9 protein-coding genes are annotated in these 19,759 nt (G+C 65.6%); 5 read left to right on the top strand and 4 right to left on the bottom strand.

The features are described from left to right. On the top strand, positions 1 to 936 hold the full coding sequence (locus ACLEJP_RS18045) for an aspartyl/asparaginyl beta-hydroxylase domain-containing protein (protein ID WP_225778809.1): 936 nt from the start codon (positions 1 to 3) through the stop codon (positions 934 to 936). Between the two features lie 227 nt (positions 937 to 1,163). On the opposite strand, the gene ACLEJP_RS18040 is transcribed toward ACLEJP_RS18045, so the two are convergent. Together ACLEJP_RS18040 and azu are read right to left on the bottom strand one after the other, a co-directional pair. Next, positions 1,164 to 2,816, bottom strand: coding sequence for a cyclic peptide export ABC transporter (locus tag ACLEJP_RS18040; protein WP_440808510.1), 1,653 nt, complete (start codon positions 2,814 to 2,816; stop codon positions 1,164 to 1,166). A gap of 33 nt (positions 2,817 to 2,849) precedes the next feature. Then, positions 2,850 to 3,299, bottom strand: coding sequence for an azurin (gene azu / locus ACLEJP_RS18035; protein WP_440808508.1), 450 nt, complete (start codon positions 3,297 to 3,299; stop codon positions 2,850 to 2,852). Between the two features lie 180 nt (positions 3,300 to 3,479). Here azu and ACLEJP_RS18030 point away from each other — a divergent pair, with 180 nt between their 5' ends. Further along, positions 3,480 to 4,463: a TauD/TfdA family dioxygenase gene (locus ACLEJP_RS18030; RefSeq protein ID WP_440808505.1), complete on the top strand. Its 984-nt coding sequence runs from the start codon at positions 3,480 to 3,482 to the stop codon at positions 4,461 to 4,463. 471 nt (positions 4,464 to 4,934) lie between these two features. Next, positions 4,935 to 5,195, top strand: coding sequence for a DUF3077 domain-containing protein (locus tag ACLEJP_RS18025; protein ID WP_440808503.1), 261 nt, complete (start codon positions 4,935 to 4,937; stop codon positions 5,193 to 5,195). A 941-nt stretch (positions 5,196 to 6,136) separates the two neighbouring features. On the opposite strand, the gene ACLEJP_RS18020 is transcribed toward ACLEJP_RS18025, so the two are convergent. Together ACLEJP_RS18020 and ACLEJP_RS18015 are read right to left on the bottom strand one after the other, a co-directional pair. Further along, positions 6,137 to 6,625: a hypothetical protein gene (locus ACLEJP_RS18020; RefSeq protein ID WP_440808501.1), complete on the bottom strand. Its 489-nt coding sequence runs from the start codon at positions 6,623 to 6,625 to the stop codon at positions 6,137 to 6,139. Then, on the bottom strand, positions 6,594 to 6,875 hold the full coding sequence (locus ACLEJP_RS18015) for a PAAR domain-containing protein (RefSeq protein WP_440808500.1): 282 nt from the start codon (positions 6,873 to 6,875) through the stop codon (positions 6,594 to 6,596). The genes ACLEJP_RS18020 and ACLEJP_RS18015 overlap by 32 nt, the downstream gene beginning before the upstream one ends. A 343-nt stretch (positions 6,876 to 7,218) precedes the next feature. Between ACLEJP_RS18015 and ACLEJP_RS18010 the strand changes: the two genes are divergently transcribed. After that, entirely contained in the window at positions 7,219 to 13,686 is a 6,468-nt protein-coding gene (locus ACLEJP_RS18010; protein ID WP_440808497.1) for an amino acid adenylation domain-containing protein, read from the top strand. Between the two features lies 1 nt (position 13,687). Further along, a partial coding sequence (locus tag ACLEJP_RS18005; protein WP_440808494.1) for an amino acid adenylation domain-containing protein occupies positions 13,688 to 19,759 on the top strand: 6,072 nt, incomplete at its 3' end.

Genomic DNA, 19,759 nt, shown 5'->3' with positions numbered 1-19,759 from the left:
ATGACCTTTTCCTTTGCAGCCAAGGCGGGTGTCTTGCTGGTGTTTTTCGGCAGTGTGTTGTTCGTGCACCTGCGCGGCAAGGCTCGCCTGCCGGTGTTGCGCCAGTTCGTCAACCATTCGGCGCTGTTCGCCCCCTATAACAGCCTGATGTACCTGTTTTCCGGTGTGCCGTCCAAGCCATACCTGGATCGCCAGCGCTTCCCCGAACTGGATGTGCTCAAGGACAACTGGCAGGAAATCCGCGAAGAGGCCATGCGCCTGTTCGACGAGGGCTATATCCGCGCCGCCGAAAAGGATAACGACGCCGGTTTCGGTTCGTTCTTCAAGAAAGGCTGGAAGCGCTTCTACCTGAAGTGGTACGACAAGCCGCTGCCCTCGGCTGAAACCCTTTGCCCGCGTACTGTCGAGCTGGTCAGCAGCATCCCCAACGTCAAGGGCGCGATGTTTGCCCTGCTGCCCGGTGGCAGCCACCTGAACCCGCACCGCGACCCGTTCGCCGGTTCCTTGCGCTACCACCTGGGGCTGTCCACGCCCAACTCCGACGCCTGCCGTATCTACGTCGATGGCGAGGAGTACGCCTGGCGTGATGGCGAGGATGTGATGTTCGACGAAACCTACGTGCATTGGGTGAAGAACGAGACCGACGTCACCCGGGTGATCCTGTTCTGCGACATCGAACGCCCGCTGAGCAGCCCCTTGATGACCCGCATCAACCGCAAGGTCAGCGCCTTCCTCGGCCGTGCTACCGCACCGCAGAACACCGACGACGAGCGTGTGGGCGGGATCAACCAAGCCTATGCCTGGAGCAAGCGCTTCAGTAACCGCATCAGCGCCCAGGTGAAGCAGTTCAAGCGCGCCAACCCCAAGGCCTACCGCGTGTTGCGGCCGGTGCTGGCGGTGCTGGTGGCCTATCTGCTGTATCGCTGGTTGTTCTGATTCTGCCTGTTGGGGCTGCCTTGCCGCCCATCGCGACACAAGGCCGCTCCCACAGGTGATCGCGTACTCCTGTGGGAGCGGCCTTGTGTCGCGACAGGGGGCGCAAAACGCCCCCGGTGTCCTCTCAGGAAACCGCTCTGTTTCGGTGTTTACAGGGAATTATAGACCGACTATAGAGCGATTATGGATTGTGGTTGATGAGGGGGGCGCAGCCCCCCTTTGCCGTATCAAGCCGGCTCCAATGCCTCGACTACCTTCCCCCGGCTAAGGTGCACCACCTTGTCCGCCGTATCGAAGTACCGGTCATCATGCGAAATCACGATGATGGTCTTGCCCAAACGCTTCAGGTCCGGCAGAAGCTCGGTGTAGAACACCCGGCGGAAGGTCGGGTCCTGGTCCGCCGCCCATTCGTCGAACACCAGCACCGGTCGCCCGCCCAGCCAGGCGTTGACCAGTGCCAGGCGCTTGCGCTGCCCGGTCGACAGGTCGGTGGTAGTGAAAGCGCCGTCGCGCACGCTGACCTTGTGGGCGATTTCCAGCCGTTCCAGGTAGCGCGTGGCATCGCCGGGCAGGCTGTGTTCGTGCTCGGGCAGGTCGTCGAACAGGTAGTAGTCGGCGAACACCGTGGTGAACAGTTGGCGATAGTCGTCCAGCCCCTGCGGGCCGACGGCCTTGCCATTCAGGCGCACTTCGCCGCGCTGCGGGGTGTACAGGCCCAGCAGCAGCTTGATCAGGGTGGTCTTGCCGCAGCCGTTCTCGCCGACGATGAACAGGATCTCGCCCGGCTCGATGCTCAGGTTCACCGGCCCTACGCGGAACGGTTCGTGGCCGTCCACCGCGGGGTAGCTGTACTCGACGTTGTGCAGCTCCAGGTGGGCGCTGGGTGGGGCGCTGCGTTCGGCCGATGGCTCCAGCAGCAGGTGGGGCTCGGGCGACGAGAAGCGCTCGGCCAGGTCGGCAATACGGCGGAACGCCACCTGGGCACGGCCGAGGATCGGCAGGTTACTGATCAAGGTTTCCAGTGGGCCTTTCATGTACAACAGCACCAGCACGAAGCCGCTCATCACCGCCGGGTCGTTGCTGGGCCACAGCGATTGCAAGGCCAGGGTCAGGCCGATGACCACGAAGAACAGCATCGAACCCAGGCTCTTGGCCACGACGAAAATGTTGATGGCGCGGATATGCGTGCTGGCGATGAAGTCGGCGGTGCCCTGGATGTTGCGGGTCAGCATGGCGTGGCGGCGGCGGCGGTCGATGCGCAGCTCCTTGGCGCCTTCGGCGATGGCCGAATAGTGCTTCTGCAGGTTGTCTTCGGCATCGCGCGCGGCGTTGAAGCCGGCCACGCCTTTTTGCCGGGCGATGTACTGCACGCCGCTACCGATGCCGATCGCCGCCAGGGTAATGAGGAATATCGGCCACGACAGCCACGCCAGGTAGGCCAGGCAGCCGGACACGGTGGTGAGCGAGATGGCCAGCGGGGCGAAGGCGAAGGCGAAGTCGCTGATGGTATCGACGTCGCGGGTCAGCACCGGGATCAGGCGGTGGCTGCGGTAGCGCTCGATCTGCTCGATGGGGGCCGACAGCACCTTGGCGCCGAGGTCCTTGCGCAGCCGGGCGATGACCTTTTGGCCGACGTAATTGGTGCCGCTGTCAGCGGCCACGCTGCTGACCAGGGCCAGCAGGCACAGGCCGGCGAAGGCCAGGAGCAGGCCCTGGCTCATGCCGCCCGGTGCATGCAGGCCCTGGTTGACGGTGGCCAGCAGGGCGGTCACTGCCAGGCCGCCGAGCATGCCCAGCAACACCGAGGCGAGCACCGCCGTGCGGTAGGGTTGGAGCAGGCCCAGCAGTTCGCGGATAGCCCCGGGGGAAGAGGTTTTCATGAAGCGTGATCTCGCTGGTGGAGTGGGGCTCGGTCAGCTGCCGAGGGTCAGGGTGCCCTTCATCAGGGTGCTGTGGAACGGGAACGAGCAGTAGAAGCTGTAGGCGGTACCGGCTTTCAGCAGCTTGGTATCGAAGGTGACGCTGTCCTGCTCGCCGCCGCCGATCAGGCGGGTGTGGGCGATCACCCGGGGGTCGCCGGGCTGGATGTAGTCGTGCACCTCGCCGGCCTTCTGACCATCGTCGAGTACGCCCTGCATGTCGGCCTGGGTGCTCAGCACCCAGTTGTGGCCCATCACGTTCTTCGGCATGGCGCCAGGGTGGGTGAGGGTGACCGTGAACGCGCTGCAGGCCGCCGGCACGCTGATGGCGGGCTTGTCGAATGTCATCTGGTCGGTGCCATGGATTTCCACGGCGCATCGTTGCGCCGACCAGGCGGTCGGCGCAGCAGCGAGCAGGGTGAGAAACAGGAGCTGGCGAGTCATGTACGGTTCCTGGGCGATAAAGGGTGCACATCGTTCAGACGAACCGGCGCGCCCTGGCTTTACCTGCGGCTGCGGCGGCGGTGAATTTCCCGCAGGGCCGCTCGTTCATCTAGTCAGGCGCTGCCATGGCGCACATCCCGATTTCGCCGCCAACGCGGCCCTGATTTGAGGTGACCGGACATGAGTGAACTGCTGAGCTTCGCGATCGAACCCCTGGACGCCGCGCGCGGCAACCTGCCGTTGCTGGTGCGCGCGCCGGAACCGGGCATCGACCTGCTGGAAGCGTTTGCCGAGCTGCAGCCGCTGGTGGACCGCCACCTGCTGCAGGCCGGCGGCATCCTGTTCCGCGGCTTCGAGGTGGCGGGCGCCGAAGCCTTCCGCCAGTTCGCCGTGGCCTTTGGCCACCCGCTGCTCAACTACGAGTTCGGCTCTACCCCGCGCAGCAACGTGACCCAGGGCGTGTACACCTCCACCGAATACCCGGCGCACCAGCGCATTCCCCTGCACAACGAGCAGGCGTATACCCTGGAATGGCCGATGAAGATCTGGTTCTACAGCGTGATCCCCGCCGAGACTGGAGGCGAGACGCCGATTGCCGACAGCCGCGAGGTGTACCGGCGCATGCCGGCGCGGATTCGTGAGCGGCTGGTGGAGAAGGGGCTGATGTACGTGCGCAACTACGGCAACGGCCTGGATGTGGAGTGGTCGCAGGTGTTCAACACGGAAGACCCGCGCCAGGTCGAGGCCTATTGCCGGGCGCATGCCATCGAGTGCATCTGGAAGGACGACGGCGAATTGCGCACCCGCCAGCGCTGCCAGGTGGTGGCGCGGCATCCGCTGACCGGGGAGGACGTGTGGTTCAACCAGGCGCACCTGTTCCATGTGTCGAACCTGCAGCCAGAAGTGCGCGAGTCGTTGATGGACATCGTCGAGGAAGAGGACCTGCCGCGTAACGTGTACTACGGCGACGGTACGGCCATCGAGGATTCCTTGCTCGATGAGGTGCGCGGGGTGCTGGATGACTGCACCATCAGCTTCCCTTGGTTGGAAAACGATGTGCTGATGCTCGACAACATGCTCGCGGCGCATGCGCGGGCGCCGTTTACCGGCAAGCGCAAGGTGGTGGTGGCGATGGCGCAGGGGTATAGGGAGGTGTTGGGCTGATTAGGGCGTGAGGGCTGCCATGTGCCTGCCTTGAGAGGTGTGGTGTCTGTGAGATCGAGCGCCGCCCGCGCGGCGCTCGATCTCACAGGCGCCGAACCTGTCATGGCGAACACCTGTCAGCCCAGATGCATTCCCAAGACATGGCCACAGCAACCTACAACAATCCCAGACTCTTCCTACGCTTCGGGACTGGTAACTCCACCCCCTGAGAAATACCCTACGAGCCCTGTCGACACGCGTCTGATTGTTCCTGCAAATCCCGCGCTCTAGGCTTTGCCCGTCGCTGACGGTTCAGTGATCGGGTGTGGAAACCTGGCAAGACAGTATGGTGCGAGTCGTTATGACAGCTGTACACGGGAGGCCTTCAGGCCTACCAGGTTCGCACCATGCCTGGTTTTCCACCCCGTGTGCAGCTGTCACCCCTATGTGTGGAAACGGACGGGTGGCACATATGACAATGGTGCCGAAATCATGACCGACGAAACCAAAACCACCCCCGGCGTTACCTACTTCTACCAAGGCGAAGGCCAAACCCATCCACTGTTCCGTATCGCCGAGGGCATCCCCTGTCGCAGCGCCCGGGAGCAAGCCTCGGAGCTAATGGGCTATGCACGCGACTTTTCACTGACCGGTTTGATGGATGGCGACCAGCAGATGCTCTGGGCTTCGCATTACTTTGCAGCTATGGCCAAGGCGCTGCTGGATGATGCCGAGTTGGGTTTGATGCGCTGATCTTTGTATTGGCTGGGCTGGCCCTTTCGCGGCTAAAGCCGCTCCTACAGGGGTTGCGTATGCCTCAAGTCATGCAGAAGGCCTCAGGCTATGCACAACTCCTGTGGGAGCGGGCGTGCCCGCGAACACCGGCGCAGGCGGTGCCATGTTTTGTTTCTCAGCCTAGCAGTTTCATCAGGTAATAGATGGCTATCCAAGCGATGCCAATGGTGTTTAGCGATGATGCAATAAGAATTTTTCTTCTTAACTTCGCAGGGAATTGTAAATGGTCTTGCTCATCCAATAGCCCGCTGCGAATGCTTGAGGCGGGGGACCCAATGGCGCTAGCGATTACAGAAATAACTAGAATCCTAGAGCCTATTTTTTTCTCTCCCCACATGCTGGTCGCAAATGGCAGGCACGCGCTCCGTTGGAGTGCTGAGGTCATTTCTTTATATTGACGAGAGCAGGCGATGTGCAGGTCAGATAGAAGCCCGATTAAGGCGAGGCAGATAGGAGTGCCTAACAAAAATAGCCTTAGTTTTACGTCAAGATGCTCAATCATTTTGAAAATCTCGAAACGCTGTTATGGTTATATTGTGAAGTAGTTTATGATTAACCAGCTAAATCCGACGGTATTAAGCCATGATGCGACAGTTATTTTGGCTTTCAGAGGTTTAGGGAACTGCTCAAAATCCCGGGCATCAAGCGAGCCTTTTCGAATGCTGGAATTTGGCAATGTGATAGCACCCGCTATCATGAACGTTACCAGCATTCGTGAACGTACACTTTTCTCTCCCCAAAGTCTGACGGAATATGAGAGGCATGGGCTTCGGTGGAGTGCTGCGGTCATTACTTCATATTGACGAGAGCATGCGATATGAAGATCCATCGCGAGTGCGGTTAGGCAGAGGCAGAAAGGGGTAGCGACTAAAAATAGTTTTAGCTTGATGTCGAGATGATCAATCATCTTGAAAAACCTCGAAAATTATTTCGCCGATTTTTTCACCGCCTTTCATGCCTGCAAGACTTCCCGCCAATGCTCCTCCGCCAGTGATGACTATTCCGCATACCAAACTCGCAGAACCTGCTCTCCAACAAACTTGGGTTGCGGCCTTTCCTCCCATCTTTGCGCCAAACCATCCCCCGGCTAAGCTGCCAGAAAAATTTCCCGCTTCAGTAACTCGGACTTTTTCACAGGCCTTTGTATTGCCAGCCTGGCACACTTCGGAGACTTTTATTGCTGAGCCAACTCCGCCAACAGCAATACCGATACGCCCGCCGTGCTTCAAGTATTTAGCCATTTTGGCCAGCTTGTCTAAGTGTGTCGAGTAGCCAGGGATATGTCCTGGGGCGCCAGCTTTACTCCAATGGTGCACCAAGCTTCTCGATGAGATTCCCAAGTCCCGCCGTAGGCTTTCATAGTTGCCAAGGTTGAGGTGTTTGTTCAAAACAGTCGCCTTCAGGTTTGTGCTTAATGAGAGCCGTGGGAATACCATCCTGCCGCCAGCGGGCTTCGCCCTCGACAATGGTGCCCGCTTGTCCACATAGCGGGCAGGGTGTGGTCGGGTCGCCTTGAAGCAGCCAGTTGCGGCCATGCACGCGGCCCCTGGCCTGGCTGGCAATGCAGATCGCGCCTGTGCTGGTTTCGTCGCCGTCCAGGCCTTGGTATCGGCCGAAGATGTTCATGCGCATGCTCATGGCTCGCCTCTTTTAAGGTGGAAGCCAGGAACCTAGCAGGCTGTAGACGGGTATTTTCGGGGTGGAAGGGGTTTAGGAAGGGTCCTACAAGAAATAGCGATTTGGACTACGTGATTTTATTGATGGCAATGCCGGCCTCTTCGCGGGCATGCCCGCTCCCACAGGTAGTGCGCAAGCCTCGATAGCTGTGGTGTCCCTGTGGGTTGCACCGGCGATGCGCCGCGCGGGCGGCGCTCGATCGCCCTGGCGCCACACCCCTCAAGACGATCACCCGCCGCCCCTAAATCAGCCCCCCATGCCTTCGTCTGACAGTTACCGCTCGACTGCCAGGACACCGCTCGACATGAATGCTGATCAAACCCTCCAGCTCGCCCGCCGCTTCATCGCGCTCGCTCCCGACAAGCGCCGCCTGTTCCTCAAGGCACTGCAGGGCGAGGGCATGGACTTCTCCGTGCTGCCGATCGCACCCGGCGTCGAGGTAGCCGAGCGTGACCAGCTGTCGTACGCCCAGCGGCGCATGTGGTTCCTCTGGCAGCTCGACCCGCAGGGTGCGGCCTACAACCTGCCGCTGGCCGTGCGCCTGCACGGCCCCCTGGAGCTGGCGGCCCTGCAGCAGGCCTTCGATGCCCTGGTGGCCCGCCACGAAACCCTGCGCACCCGCTTCGTCGCCGACGGCGATGACGTACGCCAGCAGGTGGACGCCGTGGCTGCCCCGCTGCAGCTGCGCCAGGATGCCCTGGTCGAGCTGGACGAGGACGCCCGCCAGGCCGCCATCGAGACCATCGCCGAAGCCGAAGCCATGGCCCCGTTTGACCTGGCCAGCGGCCCGCTGCTGCGCGTGCGCCTGCTGCAACTGGCTGCTCAGGAACACGTCCTGCTGCTGACCCTGCACCACATCGTCGCCGATGGCTGGTCGATGAATGTGCTGATCGAAGAATTCCTGCGCCTCTACGACGCCGCCGTGGCCGGCACCGATGCCGCCCTGCAACCGCTGCCGATCCAGTACCGCGATTACGCCCTGTGGCAGCGCAGCTGGCTGCAGGCCGGCGAGCAGGAACGCCAGCTGGCCTACTGGCGGGCGCACCTGGGCGACGACCATACGCCGCTGGAGCTGCCACTGGACCGCAGCCGCCAGGGCCGGCCCAGTTACCGCGGTGCGCGCCACGAGTTCATCATCGCCGCCGACGTCGCCGAGCGCCTGCGCGGCCTGGCACGCAAGCACAACGTCACCCTGTTCATGACCTTGCTGGCCGCCTTCAAGCTGCTGCTGCAGCGCTACAGCGGCCAATCGGCGATCCGCGTCGGCGTGCCCATCGCCAACCGCAACCGAGCGGAAAGCCAGGGGCTGATCGGCTGCTTCATCAATACCCAGGTGCTGCACACCGAGATCGACCCATTGCTGGACATTGCCGGCCTGCTGCAGCGCGTGCGCGAAACTGCGGTGGGCGCACAAAGCCACCAGGACCTGCCGTTCGAACAGCTGGTGGAGGCCCTGGACCTGCCGCGCAGCAGCGACAGCCCGCTGTTCCGCGTGCTGTTCAACCACCAGGCGCAGGTGGCCGATGTGCAGGCCATCGAAACCCGCAGCGGCCTGAGCCTGGCGCCGATCGCGCTGGCCAGGCACAGCGCTCGCTTCGACCTGGCGCTGGATACGCACGAGCGAGCGGGGCAACTCCATGCCGCGTTCACCTATGCCACCGATGTGCTCGATGCGGCCACCATTGCCACCCTCGGCGAACAGTGGCTGGCCCTGCTGCAGGCCCTGGCTGACGAAGCGGTTGGCGCCGTCGGCGAGCTGCCGTTGCCCGGCCTGGCCGCTGCCATTGACGCACCTGTGCGGGCTGGCGAAACCCTGCTGGTCCACCAGCGCTTTGCCGCCGCCGCCAGCCGTCACCCCGAACGCCAGGCGGTAATGGCCGCGGGCGAGCAGGCCAACTTCGCCGAACTCGACAGCCGCGCCGAGGCCATCGCCAACCGCTTGGTCGAGGCCGGGGTCGGCCCGGACACGCTGGTCGGCGTACTGGCTGACCGCAGCGTCGGCATGCTCGCCAGTATCCTCGGTGTGCTCAAGGCCGGTGGCGCCTATCTGCCGCTGGAGCCCGGGCAACCCGCCGAGCGCCTGGCCTACCTGCTCACCGACAGTGGCACGCAGCTGCTGCTGGCGCCTGGTGACTGGCAGGCGCAACTTCCCAGCGCGGTGCAGCGCCTGGACTGGGCGCAATCCGCCAGCGGCGGGGGTACCCGTGTCGCCCCGGCCCCGGGCAACCTCGCCTATGTCATCTACACCTCCGGTACCACCGGCCAGCCCAAGGGCGTGGCGATCAGCCACGCGGCCCTGGCCAACTATGTCGATGGCATCGGCGCGCGCCTGCCGGTCGCGCGTATCCGCAGCATGGCGCAGGTCTCGACCCCGGCCGCGGACCTTGGCCACACCATGCTGTTCGGCGCCCTGTGCGGCGGCCATACCCTGCATTTGCTGTCACGCGAGCAAGTACTGGATGCCGAAGGCTTCGCTGCCTACCTGGCCGAGCATCAGGTGGATGCGCTGAAGATCGTGCCGTCGCACCTGGAGGCGATGCTGGCGGCTGGCCGTTCGGCGTTGCCGGTGCAGTGCCTGGTACTCGGCGGCGAAGCCTGCGGCCCGGGCCTGCTGGCCAAGGTTCGCGAGCTGGCGCCGGCGCTCAGCGTGTTCAACCACTACGGCCCGACCGAGACCACCGTCGGTGTCCTGGTGGCCGAACTGAACGGGCAAGCCAGCCTCGGTCAACCGCTGGCCAACACCCGCGTTGCGCTGCTCGACCCTTGCCTGCAGCCGCTGCCGGCCAAGGCCAAGGGCGAGCTGTACATTGGTGGTGCCGGCCTGGCCCGGGGTTACCTGAACCGCCCCGCACTCACCGCCGAACGATTCGTCCCCGACCCGAACGGCAACCATGGCCAGCGCCTGTACCGCAGCGGTGACTGGGTGCGCCAGGGCCGCGAGCTGCAATTTGCCGGGCGCATGGATGGCCAGGTGAAGATCCGTGGCTACCGCGTGGAGCTGGGCGAAATCGAACACCAGTTGCGCGCACTCGACGGCGTCGCCAACGCCCTGGTCCGCGTCCATGGCCAGGCGCCGCACCTGCAGCTGGCCGCCTGGCTGGTGCCCAGCCAGCCACCGACCGACAGCCTGGCCTGGCAGGACGCCATCCGAACCACCCTTGCAGGCCTGTTGCCCGAGCACATGGTGCCGAGCCAGCTGCTGGTGCTGGAGCACCTGCCGGTCACCGCCAATGGCAAGATCGACGTCAAGGCGCTGCCGGAGCCGGGCGTCAGCCTGAAGGCCTACCAGGCCCCGCAGACCGCGCTGCAGATACAGCTGGCGCAGATCTGGGCCGAGGTGCTGCACGTGCCGCAGGTAGGCCTGGGCGATAACTTCTTCGCCCTCGGCGGGCACTCGTTGCTGGCCACCCAGGCCGTGTCGCGGGTACGCAAGCAGCTGGGGCGGGATATTCCGTTGCGCAGCTTGTTCGACACTGTCGACCTGCAACGCTTCGCCCAGGCGGTGGCCGAGGCTGAACAGGGCGCCGGCCTGGACATCGAAATCCTCGACCGCCGGCAACCACTGCCGGTGTCCCGCTCGCAGCATCGCCAGTGGCTGTTCTGGAAACTCAACCCGCACAGCCTGGCCTACAACACGCCGATGGCGGTGCGCATGCAGGGCAACCTCGACCGTGCGGCGCTGCAGGCAGCGCTGGACGCCCTGGTGGCCCGCCACGAAGCGCTGCGTACGGTGTTCGTGGAAGCCGAAGGCCTGCCCTGGCAACGCATCCTGCCAGCGGCCTCGGTGCTGATCGGTTTCGAAGACCTCGGCGGCCAGGACCAGGCCGCGCAGCTACGCAAGCTGGAAGCCGAGGCCTTCGTGCCGTTCGACCTGGCGAGTGGCCCGCTGCTGCGTGCGCGCCTGTTCAAGGTGCATGAGCAGGAGCACCTGTTGTCGCTGACCCTGCACCATATCGTCTCCGACGGCTGGTCGATGAGCCTGCTGGTGCGCGAGTTCGCCGCCGCCTACAACGCCGCCGCCAGCGGCCAGCTGCACACCCCCGAACCGTTGCCGGTGCAGTACGCCGACTTCGCTGCCTGGCAGCGCAAATGGCTGGCCGAAGGGCAGATGCAGGCGCAGATCGACTACTGGAAGGCGCAGCTGGAAGACGACTTCGAGGTGCTCGAACTGCCGGCCGACCGCGTTCGCCCACAGGCCAGGAGCTACCGTGGCAGCCGCTTCGACGTGCGCCTGCCGCAGGCCCTCAGCGAGCGTTTGCGGGCATTGGCCCTGGCCGCCAATGCCACGCTGTTCCATGTGTTCCTGGCGGCCTATGCCATTGTGCTGGCGCGCTACAGCCGCAAGGGCACGCTCAACATCGGCGTGCCGGTCACCAATCGCAACCGCGTGGAGCTGGAAGGCCTGATCGGCTTCTTCATCAACGTGGTAGTGGCCCGCGTCGACGTCGATGGCAGCCAGCCGTTCGCCCAGCTGCTGGCGGCGATCAAGGAAACCACCTTGCAGGCCCAGGCCAACAAGGACGTGCCTTTCCTCGAAGTGGCCGAGGCGCTGTACCCGGAGCGCGAGCAGGGCGTGAACCCGTTCTTCCAGGTGCTCTACAACCACTTGCGCGACCTCGGCGAGCAAGTGGCCAGCGATGCATTGCACGGGTTGCAGGTCAAGGAAGTGGACCTGCCGGAGCCGGGCGCGCAGTACGATATCTCGCTCAACACCCTGGAGCGATCGGACGGGGTGACGGCATCGTTCAACTACTCGACCGACCTGTTCGACGCACCACGCATCGAACGCATGGCCGGGCACTGGCTGGCGCTGCTGGAGGCCATTTGCGCCGAGCCACAGCGCTGCATCGGTGAACTGGGCTTGCTCGGTGCTGCCGAGCGCCAGCAACTGGTCTACGGCTGGAACCCGCCACCCCAGGCCGCCAGCGGCCTGTGCGCGCACCAGCTGCTGCAGCGCCAGGCGCGGGCACGGCCCGATGCGCCAGCGCTGATCTGCGCCGATCAGCAACTGTCTTACGCCGAACTGGACCGCCGCAGCAACCAGCTGGCGCACCGCCTGCGGGCCTTGGGCGTGGGGCCGGAGCGCCTGGTGGGCGTGGCTGTCGAACGTGGCCTGGGCATGGCCCTGGCGTTGATCGCCATCCACAAGGCGGGCGGTGCCTACGTGCCGCTGGACCCGGATTACCCGCACGAGCGCCTGGCCTGGATGATCGAAGACAGCGGCGTCGGCCTGCTGCTGGCCGACGCGGCCTCGCGTGAGCGCCTGCAAGCGGGCAGGCAGCTGCCCTGCGTGCTGCTGGAGCCCGGTAGCGAGTGGCTGCAGGCTTGGCCGGCCGAGCCGCTGGCCAACCTGGCTGCGCCGCACAACCTGGCCTACCTGATCTATACCTCCGGCTCTACCGGCCTGCCCAAGGGCGTGGCCATCGAGCATCACGCGCTGGCGCTGTTCTGCCAGGTGGCTGCGCAGTATTCGCGCCTGGGCCCGGACGACCGCGTGCTGCAGTTCGCCACCTTCAGCTTCGACGGGTTCATCGAGCAATTCTTCCCACCGCTGGCCCAAGGCGCCTGCGTGGTCCTGCGCGACGCGCGGGTCTGGGACACGGCCACCTTGCTGGCTGAGATCAACCGCTACGGCGTGACCGTGGCTGACCTGCCGGCTGCCTACTGGCGTCTGCTGGCCCTGGAGCGCCGCAGCCCCGAGGCCTATGGGCGGTTGAAGCAGATCCATGTCGGCGGCGAAGCGGTACCGGAAGACGCCTTGCGTGCCTGGCTGGCCGATGGCCCGCCAGCAGTGCGCCTACTGAACACCTACGGCCCGACCGAAGCCAGCGTGGTCGCCACCACCTATGACTGTTCGCAGATGACTGCGCCGCAGATCAGCCAGGGCGGTGTACCCATTGGCCGCGCCTTGCCGGGCCGCACCCTGTATGCCCTGGACGAGGGGCTGGCACCCACCCCGACCGGCGTGCCTGGCGAGTTGTTCATTGGCGGTGCCGGCTGCCTGGCGCGCGGTTACTACCAGCGGCCGTCGCTCACCGCCGAGCGCTTCATCCCCGACCCGTTCGACCCGCTGGGCGGCGGCCGTCTGTACCGCACCGGCGACCTCGGCTACTACGACGAGAACGGCCAGCTGGGTTATCGCGGCCGCGTCGATCATCAGGTGAAGGTGCGTGGTTTCCGGATCGAACTGGGCGAGATCGAGCAGTGCCTGCGGGCGCACCCGGGCGTGCGCGAAGCCACCGTCGTGGCCCTCGACCTGCCCGGCGGCAAGCAGCTGTGTGCCTATGCCGTGCCGGTCGAGGGCGACGACGGTGACCTGCGCCTGGCGTTGCAGCAGCACCTCAGGGCCAGCCTGCCGCACTACATGGTCCCGGCCTGCCTGGTGACCCTGGCGGACATGCCGTTGACCCCCAGCGGCAAGCTCGACCGCAAGGCGCTGCCCCTGCCTGACCTGGGCCAGTCGCAACACGCCTACGAGGCGCCGCAGACCGAGCGGCAACAGCAACTGGCGAGCCTCTGGGCGCAATTGCTGAACGTTGACCGGGTTGGCCTGAGCGACAACTTCTTCGAACTGGGCGGCCACTCGTTGCTGGCTGCCCAGGTGGTATCGCGGATCAACCTGGAGCTGGGGCTGGACATGCCCCTGCAACTGATCTTCACCCACCCCGAGTTGCGCGCGTTCGCCCAGGCACTGGACGAGCAGGGCCTGTCGCTGACTGACGACGGCCTGAGCGATATCGAACACATGATGAACGCATTCTCCGAGGCCTGACATGGAATTCACTGCAGCACAACGCATCGCCCAACGTTTCGTTGGCCTTTCCGTGGAGCAACGCCAGCAGATCCTGGCGCAGATGCAGGCCAGCGGGCAGAGCTTCCGCCTGCTGCCCATCGTGCCGGCGCGCCAGGGCCTGGCGCGCATTCCGCTGTCATACGCCCAACAGCGCCTGTTGTTCCTCTGGCAGCTGGAGCCCGACAGCCCGGCCTACAACGTGCCGCTGGCCGTCCGCCTGAAAGGCGCGCTGGACCCGGCGCTGCTGCAACAGGCGCTGGATGCGCTGGTGCAGCGCCACGAGTCGCTGCGCACGCGCTTTGCCGCGCAGGAGGGTGAGTTCTACCAGGACATCCTCGAGCACTGCCCGCTGCCGATCGAGTGGGTGGAATTCGCCGCGCCGCCCGACGAAGCGTCGCTGAGCGAGGCCGTGGACGCTGCCCTCAAGCAGCCCTTCGACCTGCAGGCCGGCCCGCTGCTGCGGGTGACCCTGCTGCGCGTGGCGGCTGAGCACCATGTGCTGGCACTGAGCATGCACCACATCATTGCCGACGGTTGGTCCAGCGATGTGCTGGTGCAGGAGTTCATCCAGCTGTACAGCGCCCTGGCCGAGGGCCGCCAGGCGCAGTTGCCAGACTTGCCGATCCAGTACGCCGACTACGCCATCTGGCAGCGCGCCTGGCTCGAAGCCGGTGAGGCCCAGCGCCAACTGGCCTACTGGCAGGCGCAACTGGGCGACGAGCAGCCGCTGCTGAGCCTGCCGCTGGACTTCGAGCGCCCGCCCACGCCCAGCCAGCGCGGGGCAGTGTTGCGCGTGGACATCCCGGGCGCGCAGGCCGAAGCCCTGCGCAGCCAGGCGCGCAAAGGCGGCTACACCGTGTTCGTGCTGGTGCTGGCGGCCATGGCGGTGGTGCTGTCGCGCTACAGTGGCCAGGCCGACATCCGCATCGGCGCACCTAACGCCGGGCGCAACCGCAAGGAGCTGGAGGGCCTGATCGGCTTCTTCATCAATACCCAGGTGCTGCGCGTGCAAGTGGATGAGCGCGCCACCTTCGCCGCCTTGCTCGACCAGGTACAGGCGGTGATCGGCGCAGCCCAGTCGCATCAGGAGTTGCCGTTCGAGCAGCTGGTCGATGCCTTGCTGCCGGAGCGCAACCTGGCCCACAACCCGCTGTTCCAGTTCAAGATCAACCAGCACGTGGCCGCCCGCGACACCGGGCGCAAGCGCCTGGGTACGCTGGAGGTGGAAGGTTTCGCGCGGAACGATGGCGATGCCCGCTTTGACCTGGCATTCGATTTTTCCGACAAGGCCGACGGCATCGAAGGTTACTTCACCTATGCCACCGAGCTGTTCGAACAGGCCACCATCGAACGCATCGCCGGTTCGCTGCGGCGGGTGCTGGATGCACTGACCGGCGACCTGCAGCGGGCAATTGTCGATAGCCCGGAACTGCCGGCGCTGACCCCGGCGCCCACGCAGGCTTACCCACACGGCGATGTGCTTGCCCTGTGGCGCCAGGCCATGGCGCGAGGCCAGGCTCATGGCGGTGTGCGCGCCGGTGAACGGTTCATGACCCAGGCCGGGCTGGAGGCGGCGTCCAACCGCCTGGCCGATTACCTGCGCCAGCGCGGTGTCGGTAGCGGCAGCATCGTTGCCTTGTGCCTGCCGCGCTCCATCGAGTGGGTCAGTGCCTTGCTGGCGGTGCTCAAGACCGGCGCCGCCTATTTGCCGCTGGACCCCCAGCAGCCCCAGGAGCGCTTGCAGCAACTGCTCGCCGACAGTGGCGCTGCCGTGCTGTTGCACGAACCAGGCGAGCAGCGTTTCGCCAGCCTTGATGGCATACAGGCCGTCGCTTGCGACCCTGCCCAATGGGCAGCCTGCAGCGACCAGCCGGTAGCACTGGCCATAGCTGCCGAGCAGCCAGCCTACCTGATCTACACCTCGGGCTCGACCGGGCAGCCCAAGGCCGTGGTGGTCAGCCATGGGGCCCTGGCCAGCTACACCCAGGCGGTGCTCGAGCGCCTGCAGTTGCCGGCTGCAGCGAGCATGGCGATGGTCTCCACCACCGCCGCCGACCTGGGCCACACCGTACTGTTCGGTGCCCTGGCCTCAGGCCGCCTGCTGCACCTGCTGCCGCAGGAACTGGCGTTCGACCCGGACGGCTTCGCCAGCTACATGGCGCAGCATCAGGTCGGCGTGCTGAAACTGGTGCCGAGCCATCTGCAAGGCTTGCTGCAAGCGGATCGCGCTGCCGACGTGCTGCCGGCCGAAGCGTTGATCCTCGGCGGCGAGGCGTGCAGCTGGGGCCTGCTGGAAAAGGTTCGCGCGCTGCGCCCGGGCTGCCGGGTGATCAACCACTACGGCCCGACCGAAACCACCGTCGGCGTGCTTACCTTCGAGCCGGGCCAGCCATTGCCAGGCTGCCGCACGGTGCCGGTCGGGCGCCCGCTGGGCAACGCCTGCGCCCAGCTGCTGGACGCTTACCTCAACCCACTGGCGGCGCAGGTGACCGGTGAGCTGTACCTGGGCGGGCAGGGCGTCGCCCAAGGGTATCTGGGCCAGCCGGCGCTGACCGCCGAGCGCTTCGTACCGGCCGAGGGCGGTGCCCGTCTGTACCGCACCGGCGACCACGCACGGCTGACGGCCGAGGGCCTGATCGAGTTCATCGGCCGTGCCGATGACCAAGTGAAGATCCGCGGCTACCGCGTGGAACCCGGCGAAATCGGCCGGGTGCTGGCTGGCCTGCCCGCTGTCAGCGAGGCCGTGGTCCTGGCCTCGCCGCTGGAGGGTGACGCCGAGCGCCTGCAGCTGGTGGCCTACGTGGTCGCCGCAGCTGGGGTGACCGTCGAGCAGTTGCAGGCGCTGCTGCTGGCACGCTTGCCAGACTACATGGTGCCGGCGCAGATCGTATTGCTCGAACGCCTGCCGCTGACCGCCAACGGCAAGCTCGACAAGCGTGCGTTGCCGGTACCCGGTGCAGTCAGCCGTGGCTATGTCGCGCCGCAGGGTGATATCGAGGAAACGCTGGCGGCAGTGTGGGCCGATGTGCTCAAGCTGGAGCGGGTCGGTAGCAGTGACAACTTCTTCGAACTGGGCGGCGACTCGATCCTCAGCCTGCAGATCATCGCCCGGGCCAAGCGGCAGGGCATCCGCATCAGCCCCAGGCAACTGTTCGAACAACAGACCATCGCCCAGCTGGCGCAGGTGGCCAAGCGCATCGAGGCCAAGCCAGCGCCTGCTGCGGCAGCCGAGGGCGCCAGCCTCAGCGGCGAGGTTGGGTTGTTGCCAGCCCAGGCGCGGTTTTTCGAGATGCACATCGCCCAACCGGCGCACTGGAACCAGTCGCTACTGCTCAAACCAACCAGCCCGGTGCAGATGCCGCAGCTGGAGGCCGCGCTGCGCGCCGTGGTCGCACAGCACGACGCCCTGCGCCTGCGCTTTACCCGTGGCGCCGGGCAATGGCAGGCGCGCTTCCAGCCATTGGGCAACGCACCACTGCTGCAACAGCGCAACCTCGATGCCCTGAGTGAACTGGACGCTGCCGGCGACCAGGTGCAGGCCAGCCTGAACCTGGAGCACGGGCCGCTGCTGCGTGGCGAACTGTTCGAGTTTGCCGATGGCCAACAGCGCCTGCTGCTGGTAATCCATCACCTGGTGGTCGATGGCGTGTCATGGCGCGTGCTGCTCGAAGACCTGCAAACGGCCTACCAGCAGCTGCTGGCCGGCCAGGCCGTGAACCTGCCGGGCAAGACCACCTCGGTGCAGGCCTGGGCCGAGCGCCTGGCCAGCCATGCCAGCAGCCCGGCGCTGCAGGCACAGCGCGACTACTGGCTGCAGGCCTTGGCTGGCGAGCACGCCGAACTGCCACGCGACAACCCGCAGGGCAGCCTGGCCAACAGCCATGCCCGCACCGCCACCACCCGCCTGGATGCCGCGCGCACCGCCAGGCTGCTGAGGCAGGCCCCGGCGGCCTACCGCACGCAGGTCAACGACCTGCTGCTGACCGCGCTGGCGCGCACCCTGTGCCAGTGGAGTGCGCAGGACAACGTGCTGGTCCAGCTGGAGGGCCATGGTCGCGAAGACCTGTTCGACGACCTCGAACTCAGCCGCACCGTGGGCTGGTTCACCAGCCTGTTCCCGGTGCGCCTCACCCCCGGCCACGACCTTGGCCAGTCGATCAAGGCGATCAAGGAGCAACTGCGCGCGGTGCCGGACAAAGGCCTCGGCTACGGCCTGTTGCGCTACCTCGGCGATGCCGAGGTGCGTGACCAGCTTGAGCGTGCTGCCCAGGCCCGTGTCACCTTCAACTACCTGGGCCAGTTCGATGCCAACTTCGATGCCGAGGCCGGCGCCCTGTTCACCCCAGGCGGGGAAAGCGCAGGCCGTACCCAGTGTGCCGGCGCACCGCTGGGCAACTGGCTTGGCATCACCGGTCAAGTGTATGGCGGCGAGCTGTTCCTGGAGTGGACCTACAGTGCAGACGTTCACCACCCGGCGACCATCGAAAGCCTGGCCCAGGCCTACGAGCAGGCCTTGGCAGAGCTTGTCGAGCACTGCTGCGATGGCCGCCATCTGGGCGTGACACCGTCGGACTTCCCGCTGGCCGCGCTGACCCAGGCGCAACTGGACAGCTTGCCGCTGGCGGCGGGGCAGATTGCCGACGTGTACCCGCTGTCACCGATGCAGCAGGGCATGCTGTTCCACACCCTCTACGACCAGCAGGCCGGCAACTACATCAACCAGCTGCGCGTGGATGTGGACGGGCTGGATGTGCAGCGTTTCCGGCAGGCCTGGCAGGCCACGCTCGACGCCCACGACATCCTGCGCAGCGGTTTCATCCTGCAAGGCGAACTTGGGCAGGCCGTGCAGGTGGTACGCAAGGCCGTCGAACTGCCGTGCAGCGAGCACGACTGGCGTGGCCAGCCGGCACTGGAGCAGGCACTGCAGGCCCTGGCCGAAGGTGAGCGCCAGCACGGCTTCGACCTGTCTGCCGCGCCGCTGCTGCGCCTGGTACTGGTGCGCACGGGCGATACCCGCCACCACCTGATCTACACCAACCACCACATCCTCATGGATGGCTGGAGCACCTCGCGCCTGCTGGGTGAAGTGCTGCAGCGCTATGCCGGCCTGGCACCGCAAGCGCAGGCCAGCCACTACCGCGACTACATCGCCTGGCTGCAGGGCCAGGACGCGGCGCTTGCCGAAGCCTTCTGGAAGGCCCAGCTTGCGGCCCTGGACGAGCCGACCCGTCTGGCCCAGGCCATCGCCGGCAGTGCAGGCTCGCGCGGTAGCGGCCAAGGCAACCACCGCCTGGCCTTCGACCCTGAGCAGACCGCACGCATCGAAGCCTTCGCTCGGGCCAACCGGGTCACGGTCAATACCCTGGTGCAATCGGCCTGGCTGCTGCTGTTGCAGCGCTGCACGGGCCAGGCCAGCGTATGCTTCGGCGCCACGGTCGCCGGCCGCCCGGCAGACCTGCCGGGGGTAGAGGAACAGATCGGCCTGTTCATCAACACCGTGCCGGTGATCGGCGCACCGCGTGCCGAGCAGACCGTGGCCGAGTGGATCGGCCAGGTACAGGCCGGCAACCTGGCCGTGCGCGAGTTCGAGCACACGCCGCTGTACGACGTGCAGCGCTGGGCGGGGCAGGGCGGTGACGCCTTGTTCGACAGCATCTTGGTGTTCGAGAACTACCCGGTGGCCGCAGCGCTGCAACAGGGCGCGCCCGCTGGCCTGCGCTTTGGCGACGTGGCCGTGCAGGAACAGACCCACTACCCGCTGACGCTGGTGGTGGAGCTGGGCACGACGCTGTCGATGCAATACAGCCACGACCGTGCGCTGTGGCGCGACGAGACCATTGGCCGCCTGGCTGGCTACTTTGCCAACCTGCTGCAGGCGCTGGTGGAGAATGCTGACGCGGTGATTGGCGAGCTGCCTATGCTGGGGCTGGCAGAACAGAAGCAGATGGTCGAAGGCTGCAACGAGACCTTCGCGACGTACCCGAACGAGCGCAGCATCCACCAACTGATCGAAGCCCAGGTGTGCGCCACCCCGGATGCGCCGGCGCTGGTA

Source organism: Pseudomonas sp. SMV7, assembly GCF_052041995.1.
Taxonomy (GTDB): Bacteria; Pseudomonadota; Gammaproteobacteria; order Pseudomonadales; family Pseudomonadaceae; genus Aquipseudomonas.
This window is presented reverse-complemented; position numbering and strand designations above follow the sequence as displayed.